This window comes from Bacillus sp. T-10(2022) (assembly GCF_056502895.1).
In genome coordinates, this window is sequence record NZ_CP113518.1 from 2,890,010 (window position 1) to 2,906,556 (window position 16,547).

Consider the following 16,547-nt stretch of genomic DNA (forward strand, 5'->3'; position numbering starts at 1 on the left):
AGATTTTTAACATTCGAATACTTTCTTTATAAGAAGCCGTTTAATATCCTTAAGTTCCCGAGCACTGTCACTAATTTCGATCCTTTCTTACACTCACCATCATTAGTTCATGATAATTCCTGGAATACCTCAGGCAATTGCGTTTCTTCTTTTCAGTTCTCCAATATACGTTCTTGATTAGGATTGCCCTGTAAAAGCAAATGGGAAGATGGCATTAGAATTTGATGCTCATGTAGAGCAGTCATCATTTCAAACCTTACGCTTCTCGATGTTTCAAAGTAATCATCAGGTTTCACAAGGCCGACTATGCATAGTTCATATCCAACATATTTAAGATTCGGATTTAAATCCGTAATGCCGATGTATCTAAAATCCTCTTCAGGTGTACCATCTTCTAGCCTTAGAAGGCTTTCACCATACTTATCATTACAGATAATACATATATCCTCCAACAGCCGTTTTACCTTTTCAGGATTTTCTTGGTAACTTACTGTAATGCGTTCAATGATCCGCATTCTCCCTTTATTAAAATTTTGAATCGTCCTGATTTCACTGTGTGGGATGGTCAGCAATTTCCCTGACCATTCCCTGATCTGCATGAACCGGATACCTATTTCTTCTATTGTCCCAGAGCTTGTCCCATTGAATGTAACGAAATTCCCCACCCGGAATTCATTATCTGAAAGCCTTACAAATCCCAATAAGATATCCTTAAGCATTTGCTGAGCGGCAAAACCGATCACGACCCCTAAAATACCAGCTCCAGCTAAGATTCCTTTTAGGTCTATAAACTGTCCAATCAAATATATAAGGAAAAGCCCGGAAATACCGTACCTAAGAGAAGAACGAGTAACCCCCTGTATTGTTTTTTCGACTTCTTCGTCGAAAAAATTGGATCTTCTAAAGAACCATTCAACCAGTTTATTCAAAATATAATAAACCGCCAATAACAGTAAAGCCAATATGAAAAGCCTCAATAATAAAAATTCTTCCCAGTAATCCATAGCAAGCTCAGAAAATTTCAAGATATTCATGTTTTCACCTCCATTTTCACGTTTATTCAGAATCGATTAAAATCCAGTCATCATCCTTTCCTATTATCCCTTTATCAAGGATAAGTCTCGTTTTAAGGCGATAGGATACCCCTCGCTTATAAGGCTCCTTCAATATAGGCAGACAAAAGTTGAAAGGAATTTCGTTGCTTTCCCCTGAATTTATCTCCCTTGTAGATAAAATGGTGCTCGTTTTAAGGACCTCTTCCATTCCCGTAGAATGAGTATCCATGATCAAATCACATTCAATCCTCCTTATTCTTTGCGCAAGAGTACCACCCTTAATCAAAAAATATCCATTTATGCATTCACCAGATTTATACGTATTTTTCGGAAGGATTAAATCTATTTGTGCAGAACCTATCCCTAAAAGTAACAAAGATTTTCTAAGTATCAACTAATACACTCCATTTATATTTATTTGTTTTTCTACTAAACCAACATGTTTATACATTTCCGTAAGGGCTGCATGATCTGGACTACAAAAAAACCTTTACCATTTTGGTAAAGGTTTACTAAAAGAAAATAGACCTTTACCAATAGGTAAGGTCTGGCTAACAACAATATGCTGCCAACAACACCGAGAGCAAGAGCTCCGTAATGACGACATTGTTGTAAAAGCTACTCCCCTTTGGAGAATGTATTCAAGTATATAATTTATAATACGGTAGGATTAGAAAGTTTGTCAAACCTTTATATTTTATTTTTTTTAGGAGCTGCCCGGTTAATTCGAGGTCTTTGTACATATCTTGATATTAATGAAAATATAATGAATTAACATGTCCCGTTATTGAAAAAGAATTAACTGCTGGGTTTTAACTAGGCCAGTTCGTGGAATATGAAGTATGTAACAGTAGTGACCTTCTATTTACAACGCCGCTTTCAAAAAGAATAATATGAACAAATTATGTATATTTAATGGAAAACTAAAATTATATTTAAAAATTAACAAGATTTCTCTTTTACTTACGCCAATCATGTTGTAATATAAATGTAACAATTGTAATATTTATTAAACTTTCGTTACATAAGTATCCTATTAGGGATTGGGGAGATTAATTATGAAAAAATCTTTAGGTATGCTATTATCCATTATCATTTTATTTTTCACTCTAAGTGGTCAGGTTACCGCAAAAACGACATCACAGAATTTGTCTGATGCAAATGCATTAAAGATAGCCGATAATGCCAGCAAACATTTTTGGAATGCTTTACATGGATATAAAACCCGTTCATGTTCACAAAAAACTTTCAATTATAAAGGGACAGAGTATTCGTACCTTTGCCAAGAGTTTAATACAAAAGATAAATTGACTACCTACTTAGCAGAGACATTTACTAATAATGCAGTTGAAAAAGGGCTGACCAAATATAATTACATTACTCATAAAGGGAAATTAGCCCGTCCAATCGGAGACGGCTTCAGCATGTTAGAGTGGAGAAAAGCAAAAATTAAATTGGTTTATCAAAAACTAAACGTTAGGTCCTACAACTTAACTGTACCTACCGTCGACGGTGAGTCAGTAAAAAGAACGGTTACCTTTTATAAATCCGGATCCACTTGGAAAGTCAATCAGTTCGATGCAGTTCAATAAAAAGTTGGTTTAAATGTAACACCTCATATGCCGTATAGTTCGTTAAAAACTATATTCCATATGAGGTGTTTTTCTGTTTTCCCTTTTATCTTGAGAAATCTTTTCACATCATGGAACTTTAAAAACAAAAAAAACACAGCTAGGTTGCTGTGCCTTAACGGATTTTTGCCTTTCGAAAGCCTTGATAGGAATCATAGGCGGCAAAAAAGATTGTGATGAGTATGAGACCCCAGTAAATCGAGGTTTTCCAATCATCGATTGAAAATAGTGTTTTTTGGTATGCAATGAATTCGGGGTTCAATAAATTAGGATTACTGATGATGATGATGAAAGTCAAAGTCGACAACAGCTGGTATATAGCATGGAATATAGCTAATTTCAGGGTCCATTGTCTTAAAAATAATTTATAAATCGCCAAGAGAACCCCAATGATAACGACGCAAGATACCGGCAGCCAATAGGTATTCAATACCTCTTGATTAAAAGAGGGTGTCACGAAAATGAGACTGTCATTTCTTTTTTCATAGACGCCCAACAGGTTTGCTGCATTGAAATAAAGGGCCGTGAATACAGAAAGACCTAACAAACTTGCAAATATCTCGATCATGGATATCGCTTTTTGCTTTGAAATGTTCGGAATATCTTTTAGGTTTTCTGGTGTCCATGGTTTCAAGTCTTTGGTTAAAGGCGACTGATCTTTTGAAGTATCCATGCGTTCTAAAATGGCAAATGAGAGCGTCAGCCAGAAAAACACTTGGATACCTGTACTGATGATACCGGAAATTCCTTTCCCGATTATTTTTAAAATTGCTTCCATAACCGTATTCCCCGTATCCCGAAGCGGATTATCCCCTAATAATGCGATCAGAGAAATGACTGCAGCGATTGGTAAAATCATTTTAAGCAGACTGATATAAACATCATAATAACGCGGTCCAATCAGATGCATTGGCCGATCGCGATAACCACTTGCCAGTGTAACCGGATCTCCTAATTTTAAAAGTACCGCTTTCACGTCTTGCTCCGTATGATCCTCCGGAAGCATATCTTCGATTGTAGATTGAAGCTCAAGCGCAATATCCGCGCGGTTTTTTTCTGGCAGCCTGCGGGTAACTTCCTGAATATAAAGTTCAATCAGCTCCATCTTCTCCCTCTCCTTTTAATAATATATAAAGCTCTTGAGAAGTTTTTTCCCATTCTTCCTTTAACTGAGTGTAGATTTCTCCCCCATAATCACTTAAAGAATAGTACTTGCGCGGCCTACTTTCAGAAGTATCCCAGCTGCTGGTCACCAATTCTTGTTTTTCCAGGCGGCGAAGTAAAGGATATAAAGTACTTTGATCAATGGTAATTCCCGACTTCTCTAAACGCTGGACAAGCGAGTACCCATACTGAGGGGTTTTGAGCTGACTCAGAACAGCTAAGGTCAAAGTGCCTCTGCGCAGCTCAGTGGTTAATGAATTCAGTAAAGTGCTCATCCAATCACCTCTTCCCTATACTATGTGACGTACACCATACCTTATACTATGCATCATACACTATTTTAGTTCTTACAACACCATAAAAATGAAAATATATTCTATTTAAAGCATAAAAAAGAGAAGCGTTTCACGCCTCACCCAGACTGCAGACAAACTCGATGATAATTGAGTTTGTCTGTCTTTTTTAGTTTTTTTAATAATTGGCCGTTGATTGGAACGTAAGGCACTCGCTTTTCGCGGGCGGTCCGGGAGCCTCCTCGGCGCCTTTACGCCTGCGGGGTCTCCCTTGGACACGCTTTTCCCGCAAGAGTCTCGCACACCCGCTCCAAAAATGATTATTTTGGTTAACTGGTGCCAATAACATTTGATTACCCTCTATATTTAATCGCTGCCAAAAAAGTCCGCATTACCTGTTCGGCTGAAACTTCCAACAATTCTGCTCCTCTTTCCATGGCTTCCATTAAAGGCATAGGAGCGTTCACCAAACTATGAACACTAGTTATTCCATGGTCATATAAAACTTCAATACCTGTTCCGATCGACCCAGCTAAAAGAAATACGGGAATACCATGCTTTTTAGCTTCTTGTGCAACTCCCATTGGTGTTTTGCCCGAAACAGTCTGGTAATCGATTTGGCCCTCACCCGTAAAGACACAATCGGCATCGGACAATTTTTCACCCAGTTTTGTGTACTCCATAACAATATCGATGCCCCTTTCTGTTTCTGCACGGAAAAAGGCTTGAAATGCACCACCAATTCCACCTGCAGCACCGGCGCCTGCTTTATCATGCAAGTGTATGCCTGTCTTGATTTCCACCAAATCAGCCCATGATGATAAAGCTTTATCTAGCATTTCAACCATGTCAGGAGTCGCCCCTTTTTGAGGTCCGAATACACTTGATGCCCCATCGGGACCGACTAATGGATTTTGGACATCCGAGGCAATCAAAAACTCGGAATCTGCTATTCTGGAATCAAAATACTCCGTATTAATTTCTGATATCCGCGATAATTCGGCACCCCCGAATCCCAACGATTTACCATCTTCATCAAACACCTTCATTCCCAAAGCCTGGAGCATACCAACACCGCCATCATTTGTAGCGCTTCCGCCAACCGCTAAAATGAACTTTCGACAGCCATCATTCAATGCCATTTGAATAAGCTCCCCTGTTCCGTATGTTGTAGTGATCAATGGGTTCAACTCATCTGGATCGACTAGGCACAGACCGGATGCACTAGCCATTTCAATCACGCATGTTTCCTGATCGCCCAATATTCCATATGCTGCTTGAACTTCTTCAAGTAAAGGTCCCTTAACTGTCACTTCGACTTTTCGACCATTCGTAGCTGCAACAAGACTATCCATCGTACCTTCCCCGCCATCCGCTGCAGGAATTAATTCTGTCTTCGCATCCGGTAGTGCCTTCCTGACCCCTCGCTCGATTGCTTTGGAAGCTTCTAATGCTGACAAACTTCCTTTATAGGAATCTGGTGCAATAACAATTTTCATGCTTAATCCCCCTATGAATATATTTTTATATTAATTTAATTATAATCTTCGGAAATATTTTAATCATATACAAAAAATGATTTTACCTTCAAAAGTATAAGAATGCTAAAGGCGTAAACTAACGCCCCCCTTTAAAACGGGAAAGCCACTAATCATTCACGAAAATGATCGTCATCAATTGGGGGATCCTTCCCGGAATTAATTTGCCCATTTTTTAAAATGTAATTATTGGCGTTATCGGCATAACAGGGGGAATCGGTGATAATGATTAGTGAAATGATGCTTCATCAAGTTTTTATTGCGAAACATCTCGATGAAAAAAACACTAAAAATTATTGGTTGATGACTTACTAAAAGAGCATTCGATTGATGGGAGACTTGAACGGATTGGAATGAAATTAGGACATCCCTCTCAAGTGGGAGTGACGGATATGAAATTAAATCGGTTAAATAAGAGTGAAGTTGATCGAGTCACTGCAACAATTTATCCTTAGTAACTTAAATATCGGGGTGTGTACATCCAATAAAAATCAACTAATCACCGTGACTGCATGATCCATAACGTTGCAGTTAACCAAGTTGGATATGCCAATCGAAAAGGAGAAGTTGAAAAATGTTGTGAGAACAAGACTGCTTACGTTCTATTCCTATTAAGACCATGCATTGGATTCTGTATAATTGATCGAGTTACCGAGTAGATTAACAATACATGATTTTTTAACCAGGAGGGATTGAATGAGTGCTATCGCAAATCTTTTAATTATCCTTGGATTTACCGTTATCTTCATCATTATAATTGTCTTGGTTTTCCTATTACTTTATATGGTTTTCTTTGACCGAATGCAGAAGCATCATGCAATTTTAAGGAATTACCCCGTGCTTGGGAGAATTCGTTACTTTCTGGAAAAAATCGGGCCTGAAATGCGGCAATATTGGTTTAACAGTGATAACGAAGGAAAACCCTTTTCCCGGGATGACTATGAACATATGGTGAAAAGTTCAAAATATTTACGGGATGTCATAGGTTTTGGCTCAAAACGGGATTTTGATGAAGAAGGCTTCTTTGTTAAAAACAGCATGTTTCCAAAGTTAGCCGAAGAAGAAAAATACGATCGAGAAACAAAAGTGACGACTAAAAGATACATTCTATTAAAAGACCCACTTTTCTCACAGCGAGAGGAAAAATGGGGAGATGAAGTAACCTCTGCGTTCTTATTGGATGATGAAGATGCCGTGATCATCGGCCCAAACACCAAGAATCCCTTTCGATTAAAAGGGCTTATCGGTATGTCCGCCATGAGTTATGGTTCTTTAGGGAAGAACGCAATCACTGCCCTTTCTGAGGGATTGGCTGCAGCAAAAGGCACATGGATGAATACAGGGGAAGGCGGACTTTCTCCTTATCATTTAATCGGCGGTGTGGATATAATCATGCAAATCGGTCCAGCTATGTTTGGGGTTCGTGATAGTATCGGCGAAATGGATTGGGATGAGTTAAAAAGAAAAAGTGAAATACCCGAAATCAAAGCATTTGAAATCAAATTGGCTCAAGGTGCCAAAACTCGCGGAGGGCATATCGATGCTGAAAAAGTGAATCCGGAAATCGCTGATATCCGCAAGGTCGTACCGTTCAAAGCGATTGATAGTCCGAATCGGTTTCATCAATTCAATGACGTAAAATCCATGTGCGATTTTATCGAAAAAATCAGGGAACATACAGGTATCCCGGTCGGCATCAAAATGGTCATCGGTGGCAATGACAGTGTTGAAGAGCTTGCTAGCTACATGAAAGAAACCGGGAAAGGTCCGGATTTCATTTCATTGGATGGCGGTGAAGGCGGCACTGGTGCATCTTATCAGGAATTGATCGATAGCGTAGGATTACCGATAAAATCCGCCTTGCCGATTTTAGTATCTACTTTGGAAAAATACGGTGTCCGCAATCGCGTTAAAATCATTGCCTCCGGTAAATTGTTCACGCCTGATAGAATAGCGATAGCTCTAGCCATGGGAGCCGACCTTGTTAACATAGCTCGAGGTTTCATGATTGCAATAGGATGTATACAGACGATGAAATGTCAATCCAATGCTTGTCCTGTCGGGGTAGCAACCACTGATCCTGAATTGCAAAAGGCACTTGTCATTGATGAAAAGAAATACCGTGTGGTCAACTTTCTTGTTACGCTTAGAAAAGGATTATTTAGAATCTCAGCCGCTGCTGGTTTAGATTCGCCGATCCATTTTCAACCTAAGCACATTAGCTATAAGGACGATAAAGGAATTGTCACATCCCTTGAAGATATTATGAACGAAGTTAAGGGACAAATAGGTGTCAGGCAATGAACAATCCACCGCCCAGATTATTTGATGGGCGGTGGTTTTTTCTTAATATAGGATGCAAAAATATATCAGGCGTGTAATCGAAATATCCCCCTACCTCCCACTTTTCCCTTCCCATTAGCTCCCCATAGCGATAATAAACATAGGCTGCAGCAATAATAGCCGTTTTAGACGACAAGAGCTAAAATCTTTCGATACGTTAGCATTCAAAATATCAAATGGATTGATAATACCATTTGCCATCACGTTTAAACTTTCTGCATTGGTCATTTAAAAGAAGGTATTCTAGGTGTGCCAATGTTTCACCAACAGCAAACCTGGTCTCGTGAATGGACAGATTTCCAAATAAGATCTGGCAAGCACTATTTACTGTAATCGGCTCTTTCATGTTTTCATGAATAACATGCAACCGGTCCTGATGGTGATCCAACAATTCAACAATTCTTTTATTTGCATTTTGAAACGGTTTCCCATGTGAAGGGATGACATTTTCAACGTCCAGCTTTTGTATTTTTTTCAAAGAATTAAAAAACTCTTCCAATGGGTTGCTGAAACCTTTAAACCAATAAGAAATATTTGGAGATATCCTGGGCAATATATGATCTGTCGAAAAAAGGACACTTTCTTCCTTATTGTATAAAGTAATCAGGCCATCAGAATGTCCCGGCGTGAAGATCACTTCATACTCATATTTGCCAAAATGCAGTTTCATTCCTTCTTCAAGATGATGATTTACGGCAGGATAGGGTTTTACTTGTGGCATGAATCCGCTTTCGTCACTGGATAAGGCCACGGATAAATCGTCTTCCATACCACATGCTTTATAATTTTCTTTAAGCAGATTCAGCGAATCCGCTTCCCAATACGTAGTTCCCGCATGTTCATCCACTTGTGTCATCCAAACATCCGCATCGGTTAATTGTTGTAATGTCCCTGCATACCCGAAATGATCTGGGTGATAATGGGTGATGATAATATCGGTAATATCGTGTTTTTCGATAATTGGGTTCCATAAATCCCTTGTCGTTTTGTTATTTAATCCCGCATCAATGATTGTCCACCCTTTTTCACCTTCCGCTAGGAAACAATGGACATGGTCCAGCCTAAAAGGCAATGGAATGGTAACTTGAGTAACTTTCAGTTCATTCAGCAAGTATAACTTCCCCTTCCGATGTAACTTCATTTACATAAAACAAAAAATTGAAATTGCTAAAAACAAAACATTTAAGTTTATTAAATAAATGTATATCATTAATCAATTCGACGAATTCTTTCAAGTTCCTTTTATCAATATCCAGAAGCATCGATTAAAATCCAGAAGCAAAGCCTAGGGGCATTGGTTAAATCAAGAAATAAAAAAACCGCCATTAATATTTATGGCGGCACCTCGTTTTACATATTTTCCTCGATTGTTTGAACAAGGATAAAAAGAAAATGATAGATTAAATTAAAAGCTTCCTCTAATGTCATGTCTTCTCGGAATCCTTTTACGTTATCCAAGGCTAAATTCACATCCCATAGCCCGTCGCCCTGGTTAAACATTAAACTGAACGAACCAATTTCTGCTTGAAGTTCCTTAGTTAAATACGTTTTTAAAACTTCTCCCATTTTTTTCTGGAATTTCAATCCGAACATCGCATTATACGTACCAAAAACATCATCGACTTCTAAAGAAAGTGCCTCAACACCGATTAATTCGAACCATTTTGACTCAAAGTAAAGGAACTCATCTTTGTTATTTTTCAAATACTCGATCGGTTGTGATAAAAATGCAGAGTTCTCTTCAGAGATTAATTCTTCGCTCTCTTTGTTACTGCGTTCCATATAAGCATCTGTAAAACGGGATGCATTTTCTTTTTCCACTATAATGATATCATCGGCGATTAATTTATGCATTTCGACATAATCCTTTTCTTCTTTAAACAACTCAACCTTGTTTTCGATTACGGATTTTGATATGTATGATTCCATTTGTTTTTTTAGCATGATATGTCCTCCTAGTATCTTTTCAAGCTTTCGCAATATCAATCATAGCATATTCACTATAGATAAAATAACTTTGTGAAAGAAATTACAATATCAGTTGTGGCAATCATTTCGTGTCTTCGATATAGTAGTGGTAAGCGTTTATACATATGAGAGAAATGAGATGTTGAATCATGCAAAAAATCATTGTAGTTGGTGCAGGAATTTTGGGAGCTTCCACTGCCTATAAGTTGGCTAAAACTGGTGTTGAAGTGATCATTATTGACCGACAAGATATCGGTCAGGCAACATCTGCAGCTGCAGGAATCGTTTGCCCGTGGATTTCGCAAAGACGCAACCAAGCTTGGTATCTCCTTGCCAAAAATGGTGCGGCTTTTTATCCGGGTTTAATTGAAGAACTTGAACGGGACGGGGAAACCGAGACTGGGTATGCCCAGGTCGGGGCCATAAGCTTACATACCGATGAAGATAAACTGAATGCCATGAAGAACCGGGCGGCAAAACGGAAAGAAGAAGCACCGGAGATAGGGACGATCACAATACTTTCCGCAGAGGAAACACGTGCCTTATTCCCGCCTCTTTCCAGTGAATATGCAGCCGTTCACGTGAGTGGTGCAGCGCGGGTCGATGGACGCGCACTACGTGATTCCTTATTGCGGGCATCACAAAAAAACGGTGCAAAACTTATGTATGGTGAGGCCATACTTACATATAACGGTGCACAAGTGACAGGTGTAACACTTGGAGATGAATTCATATCTGCCGATAAAGTGATTGTTTGTGCTGGCGCTTGGGCACCGCAATTACTGAAGCCACTCGGCGTGAATTTTCAAGTCACCTTCCAAAAGGCTCAAATCATTCATCTGGAAACGCCAAATGACAATACAACTGACTGGCCTGTAGTCATGCCTCCCAGTGATCAATATCTTTTGGCTTTCGATAATAATAAAATCGTTGCTGGGGCGACTCACGAAAATACGGAAGTTTTCGATACCCGAATGACCGCAGGAGGACTCCAGGAGGTTTTCGATAAGGCCTTGCAAACCGCTCCCGGTTTGACAGATAGTACGTTTGTTGAAGCAAGGGTCGGATTTCGTCCATTCACGCCGGGATTCCTTCCGGTCATGGGTCCTTTGCCTGACTGGGAAGGAATAATCGTAGCCAATGGTCTTGGAGCTTCAGGTTTAACAATGGGCCCCTATATAGGCTCACTATTGGCAAATCTCGCACTTGATAGAAAAATCGAAATCGATATAGAAAATTATGATGTCAGAGGTGCGCTATAAATTTAGCTTCCCTTTAATTAACTTGCTGTATGAACTCGACTGATCAAGAATGATCAGTTCAGTTTTTTTTTCCAATGGTCCTTTTCATAAAAAAAATCAAGGACCTTTAATGGGTCCTTGATTCAGACTGTAGACAAACTCGAGGAAAATCGAGTTTATCTATTTTTTATGACTTGTACAATTTGGACGTTGATTTACACTCCAGGCACTCGCTTTCCGCGGGCGGTCGGGGAGCCTCCTCGGCGCACTTGCGCCTGTGGGGTCTCCCTTGGACTCGCTATTCCCGCAGGAGTCTCGCACCTTCCGTTCCAATCAACTATGTTTAAAATTTCAGATAGAACTCCTTTTGCCCACAGTCTTTTTTGTTTTAAAATAGAAGTATTAAAACTTGAGGTGATGAGGATGCTTTCGAAACATAATTCTATTCAGCGAAATCAACTTGAAATGAGTAATGTATTAAGATTCTTCTATGTTCAAATTTTTTTCATTTATTTATTAATATCAGGTTCACTTACTTCTTCATAAATAACCTTTAACTCTTCAATAGTGAGTGATTTTAAAAATTCCTCTAGTTCATCCATGTTAATGCCTCCTATAATAAAGAACATTTGTTCTTATTATAATCTCCAAAATAGCACTAGTAAATAGTTAATTTTACTTTTAACACTAAAAGATGAATATGAATTCTTAATCAAATGTTTCCTGTCCTTTAATACCTATATAAGTTTTATTGAGCACTGTCCTTTAACCAACGGTCATTTCCTTTGAAAAATAGTGCTGAAACATCATTTTCATTTGCTCTTTATTTGCTGCAAACCGCTTATGACGATGACCATTTCCCCAGATGGATGAGGAAATCCTAGAAGCATGTTGTTAGCATCTAAATAATTGTGACCAGCTAAATAGTTTAAGACCTTGGAAACATTAACGCCTAAAGGAATAATAAGCGTGATTTCAATCATCCCTATTTCGGCAGCAAAGCTTTCCATTATATTTTTTTAAGCAACTCGGTCTTTAATATGTTCGGAGTTGTTCCATTGTAGTTTTTCCCGTTATAAAAAACTGGATAGGTTAAAACAGAGGTAGTATGAACGAGGTGACTTGCTTCGTTAAAAAGATCCAGTGCGGACGATATGTTTAAGTATGTATGTAATCCAAGCTCATCCAACATTGAATTAAATTGTTTCTCATCGTTACTGGAATTCTTTTTTACTTCGTGCAGGATCTCTTCATCACTATGTATGTGCCTTTTTGCATTAATTACGGTAGAATAAGATTTTTTCATTTTATGTAATCCAGGAGTGATTCAGACAATCACCACTTTTGCCCGTTCATTTACATATTCAAAAGGTGCGTAATAGATTTCGAGCTTTTTCTTTTCATCTCTTTCAAGCAAAAATTGTTCGCTCTGTATCATTTCATCTGTATAGGCAGCAGGTAAAGCATTAATTAGATTCTTAAATCGCGTAAAATTAGAAAAATTAGCAATCCCCATAAAATACTATCCCCTCTTTCTTCTATTTATTTTGGTCATATCAGTATATCAGAAATTTAGATTTGCCCCGAACATTGGGACATTAATAATCTTGTTGAATCCATTAGTAAAACTGAACCCTCCAAAAAAAAGATAAATTGCTTTCCAACCCTTGGGTTGAAAAGAATTTATCTTAAAAATGGTAATTGGGGATGAAAAAATTTGGGTTTACAAAATGCAACTATTGATTGAATCTCCCGCGCTGGCGAAGTAATTCACGATTCAGGTTCGGATCTTTTTCAAATGCAGCGCGGCCGTGAAGCCAAAATATATTATTGACGACAACTAAATCTCCAACTGGCAGTTCCAGTTCTAGTACACTTTCATCGTTCTCTAATGAATTGGATAAATCGCGTAAGTATTTGGCTTGTTCAATTGATTCAGGATAAACAAATTGGTCGATAAAACATATACCAGGTTTGTTATTATGATTGAAGAATGTCAATCTTTCAATTTCCTGATCAATGTTCTTGCTTTTCGGTGCCTTATACGTGAATTTTTGGCTTGATAATGAATGATTTACATACTTATCAAGCTCTTTCCAATCGTCTAAGTGCAATAAACGTGATTCGCCACCGCGGGCGTTTTGTTCGATCATCTTCATCATCAGTAACCAGTCCGTTGGTTCATCTACAAAGGTGCCGTCCGTATGAAGTGTAAATAAACGATAAGCTTGACGCAAATATGAATCACTGCTATCCGTGTCTTGAACACTAAAGCGGGCATAATATTTTCCTGACATGGCATCATGGTTCGGAGTTCCGAGCAAGTATGAAATGGCCGTTGCAAAAATGACATATTCATCTGTATTCTCTGTGACACCCTCCAAGCCAAGGGTGAAGCCTCCGGATTCCCGATCATGAACAATGTTCCGAAGCACTTCTCCAAAGTCTTCCCCCACTTGATCCAATAGATATGATGCAATGATGAGTCGGGCATATGGTGTATATTCCAAATGCTGAACAGACTGATTATCCTTCGATACCGTTTCTAAAAAAGCGGCAATTGCCTCTTTTGAAATTTCAATATGATATAAACGGCTGGATTGAGGGTGAACTTTCACCTCGTATTTTTCTGTTTTCCTTTCAAACTTCGCTCTCTTTTTTTCTGCAATGCTCATGAATAATTCCTCCTGTTATTTGTAATATAGGTGACAAAGTTAACGGGAAATATAAAAAGCCAGTCGCACATGATCCCTAAATAAAATAGGAATCCAACTGTACAACTGGCTTATATTCACTTCACTGCTCTATGCAAATAGAGTCACAGCGAATATGCAGTTTATGTATGATTTATTTTTCCTGTTTCCAATCATTAAGATCTTTACACGATTCTGAAAAGGTATTTTCCAAAAGGTGTTAATGTCATAATATTGGCTTAATTACATTAAAACGTTTTTTCGTAAAATTGTCAACACTTTTTACAAATTATTCTGATAAATCATATTCCTAACTTGGTAGTTTCGTTTTTTCTCCTGCTTTAATTTGCTGAAAATGAAGATCCAGGTCCTTCAAGGCAGCAATCAACGCATTGGCCGCTTTCCCCCGATAATAAGATTGAATGGATTCTATCGCATCATCAACACCATCATTTAAACTGATTCCTTTTAATAAACGCCCAATGAATTCCCGGCCATGCTCTGTTGCCAGTGTACAGGAGGCTTCCAGTACAACCCCATATTTAGCATCGACTTCCGCGGTGATGGTCAATGTTTCAAAGACAATTTTCGCTGCCATCCCTTGAGGCAAACGTGCATGACCTGCAATGAAAATAGTTTTACTATTGAACATTATGCTTCTACCTCTCTCTATAACGAATTTTATTTTGTCAAAACAGCTTCCAATAAGTGCGATTGTTCCGGTATGCGGTTAACAATCTCTTTTCCAATTTCAATGGAGGCTGTTGCTGCAGGTGACGGTGCATTACAAACATGAATGGTCCGTTTCCCCATTATAATATGAAAATCATCCACCATATTACCATCATCCTGTAACGCCTGTGCCCGGACTCCGGCAGGTGCAGGGATTAAATCATCTTCTTGAATTTCCGGAATCAATTCCTGCAGGCTTTTCGTAAATTGCTTTTTACTAAAAGAACGAACATATTCATCCATCCCTTCCTTCATGAATTTACTGGCCAGTTTCCAAAAACCTTTATAGCTTAAAACTTCAGTTAAATCCTTCGCATTGAAGTCAGTTTTTTTATAACCTTCCCGTTTAAAACTTAGTACAGCATTTGGGCCGGCATCTACTTCGCCGCTAATCATCCGTGTGAAATGAACTCCTAAAAATGGAAATTTCGGGTTAGGTACCGGATAAATTAAATGATTGACAAGAAAGCGCTTATCGGGCTTCAATTTAAAATATTCACCGCGAAACGGGACAATTTTCATATCAGTTTTATACCCCGCAGCTGCTGCGATACGGTCACTGTGCAATCCAGCGCAATTAATGACCACTCTTGCCTTTATTGTCCCGTTGTTCGTGTCGATGATGACTTCATCAAAATCCTCGTCAATCTTCTCCACCTTTGTATTCAGTTTGATTTCACCGCCGTTGCCTCGGATGATATCCGCCATCTTTTCACTTACCTGACGATAATTGACGATGCCGGCTTGCGGGACGCGAATCGCACCAAGTCCATTAACATGTGGTTCGATTTCCTTTAACTCATCCACACCGATTCTTTGGATAGCTAGCTCATTTTGCAAACCGCGTGAATATAAATCATCTAGAAGGGGCAACTCTTCTGGTTTTGTTGCAACAATGACCTTTCCGCAAATATCATGTTCAATTCCATGCATCCGGCAGAATTCCGTCATTGATTTGCTTCCTTGACGGGCAAACCGTGCTTTGAAGCTGCCTGGTTTATAATAAATTCCTGAGTGGATGACGCCGCTGTTATGCCCCGTTTGATGATCTGCAACAACAGCCTCTTTTTCAATGACTACCACTTTAGCATTAGGAAAACGCTGATAAAGAGCCATTCCCGTCGATAAACCTACAATTCCCCCACCAACAATTGCGAAATCATACACAATTAACACTCCTTTTATTGATGATTTTTAGTATTCAGCAACTCCATATACGTAATTAAATTGTTTTTAGTCCGCAAGATGTGAAATTCTACTGCTGCCCTTAGTTCTGCAGGATCCCCTCTTAGTGCCGCTTCATAAATCATCCGGTGTTCCCGTTGCGTTTCTGGGTAATAATCAATCAGCAAATTCGGCGCAATGGGTGAGATACCCAACGTTTCAACCATTTTTTGAACCCTTGGCCATGGGCACCCTTTTCGGAGGGTTTCATGAAAAGCCGCATTCAAAAGGATATAATGCTCATTGGTTTCGTCAGATAACTGAATCCTTTCCATTTCAATCAAAATACCCTTTAATTTTTCTTTATCCTCCTTTGTTAAATAAGGAAGCGATTTTTCTACTGCAAGACCTTCAAGCAGAGACCTGGTATGATAAATTTCTTCAATATCATCCCGGGTAATCGGTGTGACGATTGCTCCTTTATGAGGAACCATTTCCACCAACCCTTCCAATTGAAGCTGTGTAAGGGCTTCACGAATCGGCATCCTGCTTACTTCCAGGCGATCGGCCCACTCCTCTTGGATGAGTCGCTCCCCCTTTTTCAACGTCCCATTCAAAATCGCCTTCCTAAGACTTTTCGTTACGTTCTTAACGATAGTTGATTTATCTCTTTTAGAATTAGCATTATCCAATTCAGCGTCCACCTTTCGATATTGGATACAATT

Annotated in this window: 16 protein-coding genes; 3 read left to right on the plus strand and 13 right to left on the minus strand. The window is 38.9% G+C overall.

The features are described from left to right. Positions 1–152 precede the first annotated feature (152 nt). Both OSJ91_RS14140 and OSJ91_RS14145 read right to left on the minus strand, forming a co-directional pair. Positions 153–1,034, minus strand: a complete 882-nt coding sequence (locus tag OSJ91_RS14140; protein WP_350302740.1) for a mechanosensitive ion channel family protein — start codon at positions 1,032–1,034, stop codon at positions 153–155. Positions 1,035–1,056: 22 nt separating this feature from the next. After that, positions 1,057–1,449, minus strand: coding sequence for a sporulation protein (locus OSJ91_RS14145; protein WP_485889867.1), 393 nt, complete (start codon positions 1,447–1,449; stop codon positions 1,057–1,059). A gap of 664 nt (positions 1,450–2,113) precedes the next feature. Here OSJ91_RS14145 and OSJ91_RS14150 point away from each other — a divergent pair. Then, positions 2,114–2,647, plus strand: a complete 534-nt coding sequence (locus OSJ91_RS14150; RefSeq protein WP_485889868.1) for an IseA DL-endopeptidase inhibitor family protein — start codon at positions 2,114–2,116, stop codon at positions 2,645–2,647. Between the two features lie 154 nt (positions 2,648–2,801). Here OSJ91_RS14150 and OSJ91_RS14155 read toward each other — a convergent pair whose 3' ends face one another. The 3 genes from OSJ91_RS14155 to OSJ91_RS14165 all read right to left on the minus strand — a co-directional run bounded on the left by OSJ91_RS14155 (position 2,802) and on the right by OSJ91_RS14165 (position 5,642). Then, the gene (locus OSJ91_RS14155; protein ID WP_485889869.1) at positions 2,802–3,791 is read right to left on the minus strand and encodes an HAAS signaling domain-containing protein; all 990 of its coding nucleotides are present in this window, start codon (positions 3,789–3,791) and stop codon (positions 2,802–2,804) included. Next, complete coding sequence (locus OSJ91_RS14160; protein ID WP_125160783.1) at positions 3,778–4,125, minus strand: PadR family transcriptional regulator; 348 nt, start codon at positions 4,123–4,125, stop codon at positions 3,778–3,780. Before OSJ91_RS14160 ends, OSJ91_RS14155 begins: the two co-directional genes overlap by 14 nt. 371 nt (positions 4,126–4,496) lie before the next feature. Then, the gene (locus OSJ91_RS14165; protein WP_485889870.1) at positions 4,497–5,642 is read right to left on the minus strand and encodes a glycerate kinase; all 1,146 of its coding nucleotides are present in this window, start codon (positions 5,640–5,642) and stop codon (positions 4,497–4,499) included. A 735-nt stretch (positions 5,643–6,377) separates the two neighbouring features. On the opposite strand from OSJ91_RS14165, the gene OSJ91_RS14170 reads away from it, so the two are divergent. Next, positions 6,378–7,985 (plus strand): FMN-binding glutamate synthase family protein, encoded by a 1,608-nt coding sequence (locus tag OSJ91_RS14170; RefSeq protein WP_485889871.1) that lies wholly within the window; start codon positions 6,378–6,380, stop codon positions 7,983–7,985. On the opposite strand, the gene OSJ91_RS14175 is transcribed toward OSJ91_RS14170, so the two are convergent. The 3 genes from OSJ91_RS14175 to OSJ91_RS14185 form a co-directional block, all read right to left on the minus strand. Beyond that, entirely contained in the window at positions 7,975–8,160 is a 186-nt protein-coding gene (locus OSJ91_RS14175) for a hypothetical protein (protein ID WP_485889872.1), read from the minus strand. The two genes, OSJ91_RS14170 and OSJ91_RS14175, sit on opposite strands and share 11 nt — an antisense overlap. Before the next feature lie 36 nt (positions 8,161–8,196). Further along, complete coding sequence (locus tag OSJ91_RS14180) at positions 8,197–9,135, minus strand: MBL fold metallo-hydrolase (RefSeq protein ID WP_485889873.1); 939 nt, start codon at positions 9,133–9,135, stop codon at positions 8,197–8,199. Between the two features lie 239 nt (positions 9,136–9,374). Further along, the gene (locus OSJ91_RS14185; protein WP_413017879.1) at positions 9,375–9,968 is read right to left on the minus strand and encodes a branched-chain amino acid aminotransferase; all 594 of its coding nucleotides are present in this window, start codon (positions 9,966–9,968) and stop codon (positions 9,375–9,377) included. A 173-nt stretch (positions 9,969–10,141) separates the two neighbouring features. Here OSJ91_RS14185 and OSJ91_RS14190 point away from each other — a divergent pair, with 173 nt between their 5' ends. Continuing rightward, entirely contained in the window at positions 10,142–11,254 is a 1,113-nt protein-coding gene (locus OSJ91_RS14190; protein ID WP_485889874.1) for an NAD(P)/FAD-dependent oxidoreductase, read from the plus strand. Between the two features lie 1,306 nt (positions 11,255–12,560). On the opposite strand, the gene OSJ91_RS14195 is transcribed toward OSJ91_RS14190, so the two are convergent. From OSJ91_RS14195 to OSJ91_RS14215, 5 genes are all read right to left on the minus strand, one after another. Next, the gene (locus OSJ91_RS14195; RefSeq protein ID WP_413017883.1) at positions 12,561–12,749 is read right to left on the minus strand and encodes a hypothetical protein; all 189 of its coding nucleotides are present in this window, start codon (positions 12,747–12,749) and stop codon (positions 12,561–12,563) included. Between the two features lie 220 nt (positions 12,750–12,969). Beyond that, positions 12,970–13,908 (minus strand): glutarate dioxygenase GlaH, encoded by a 939-nt coding sequence (gene glaH, locus OSJ91_RS14200; RefSeq protein WP_485889875.1) that lies wholly within the window; start codon positions 13,906–13,908, stop codon positions 12,970–12,972. A gap of 328 nt (positions 13,909–14,236) precedes the next feature. Continuing rightward, positions 14,237–14,578 (minus strand): DUF3870 domain-containing protein, encoded by a 342-nt coding sequence (locus tag OSJ91_RS14205; RefSeq protein ID WP_485889876.1) that lies wholly within the window; start codon positions 14,576–14,578, stop codon positions 14,237–14,239. Positions 14,579–14,607: 29 nt separating this feature from the next. Then, the gene (gene lhgO, locus OSJ91_RS14210) at positions 14,608–15,825 is read right to left on the minus strand and encodes an L-2-hydroxyglutarate oxidase (protein WP_485889877.1); all 1,218 of its coding nucleotides are present in this window, start codon (positions 15,823–15,825) and stop codon (positions 14,608–14,610) included. Positions 15,826–15,839: 14 nt separating this feature from the next. Continuing rightward, positions 15,840–16,514, minus strand: coding sequence for a GntR family transcriptional regulator (locus OSJ91_RS14215; protein ID WP_485889878.1), 675 nt, complete (start codon positions 16,512–16,514; stop codon positions 15,840–15,842). Positions 16,515–16,547 lie beyond the last annotated feature (33 nt).

What these genes read in the sequence shown, in the direction of transcription:
- OSJ91_RS14140 (WP_350302740.1), bottom strand. Translation starts at nt 1,034, where the DNA reads ATGAATATCTTGAAATTTTCTGAGCTTGCTATGGATTACTGGGAAGAA.
- OSJ91_RS14150 (WP_485889868.1), top strand. Translation starts at nt 2,114, where the DNA reads ATGAAAAAATCTTTAGGTATGCTATTATCCATTATCATTTTATTTTTC.
- OSJ91_RS14155 (WP_485889869.1), bottom strand. Translation starts at nt 3,791, where the DNA reads ATGGAGCTGATTGAACTTTATATTCAGGAAGTTACCCGCAGGCTGCCA.
- OSJ91_RS14160 (WP_125160783.1), bottom strand. Translation starts at nt 4,125, where the DNA reads ATGAGCACTTTACTGAATTCATTAACCACTGAGCTGCGCAGAGGCACT.
- OSJ91_RS14165 (WP_485889870.1), bottom strand. Translation starts at nt 5,642, where the DNA reads ATGAAAATTGTTATTGCACCAGATTCCTATAAAGGAAGTTTGTCAGCA.
- OSJ91_RS14170 (WP_485889871.1), top strand. Translation starts at nt 6,378, where the DNA reads ATGAGTGCTATCGCAAATCTTTTAATTATCCTTGGATTTACCGTTATC.
- OSJ91_RS14185 (WP_413017879.1), bottom strand. Translation starts at nt 9,968, where the DNA reads ATGCTAAAAAAACAAATGGAATCATACATATCAAAATCCGTAATCGAA.
- OSJ91_RS14190 (WP_485889874.1), top strand. Translation starts at nt 10,142, where the DNA reads ATGCAAAAAATCATTGTAGTTGGTGCAGGAATTTTGGGAGCTTCCACT.
- OSJ91_RS14195 (WP_413017883.1), bottom strand. Translation starts at nt 12,749, where the DNA reads ATGGGGATTGCTAATTTTTCTAATTTTACGCGATTTAAGAATCTAATT.
- glaH (WP_485889875.1), bottom strand. Translation starts at nt 13,908, where the DNA reads ATGAGCATTGCAGAAAAAAAGAGAGCGAAGTTTGAAAGGAAAACAGAA.
- OSJ91_RS14205 (WP_485889876.1), bottom strand. Translation starts at nt 14,578, where the DNA reads ATGTTCAATAGTAAAACTATTTTCATTGCAGGTCATGCACGTTTGCCT.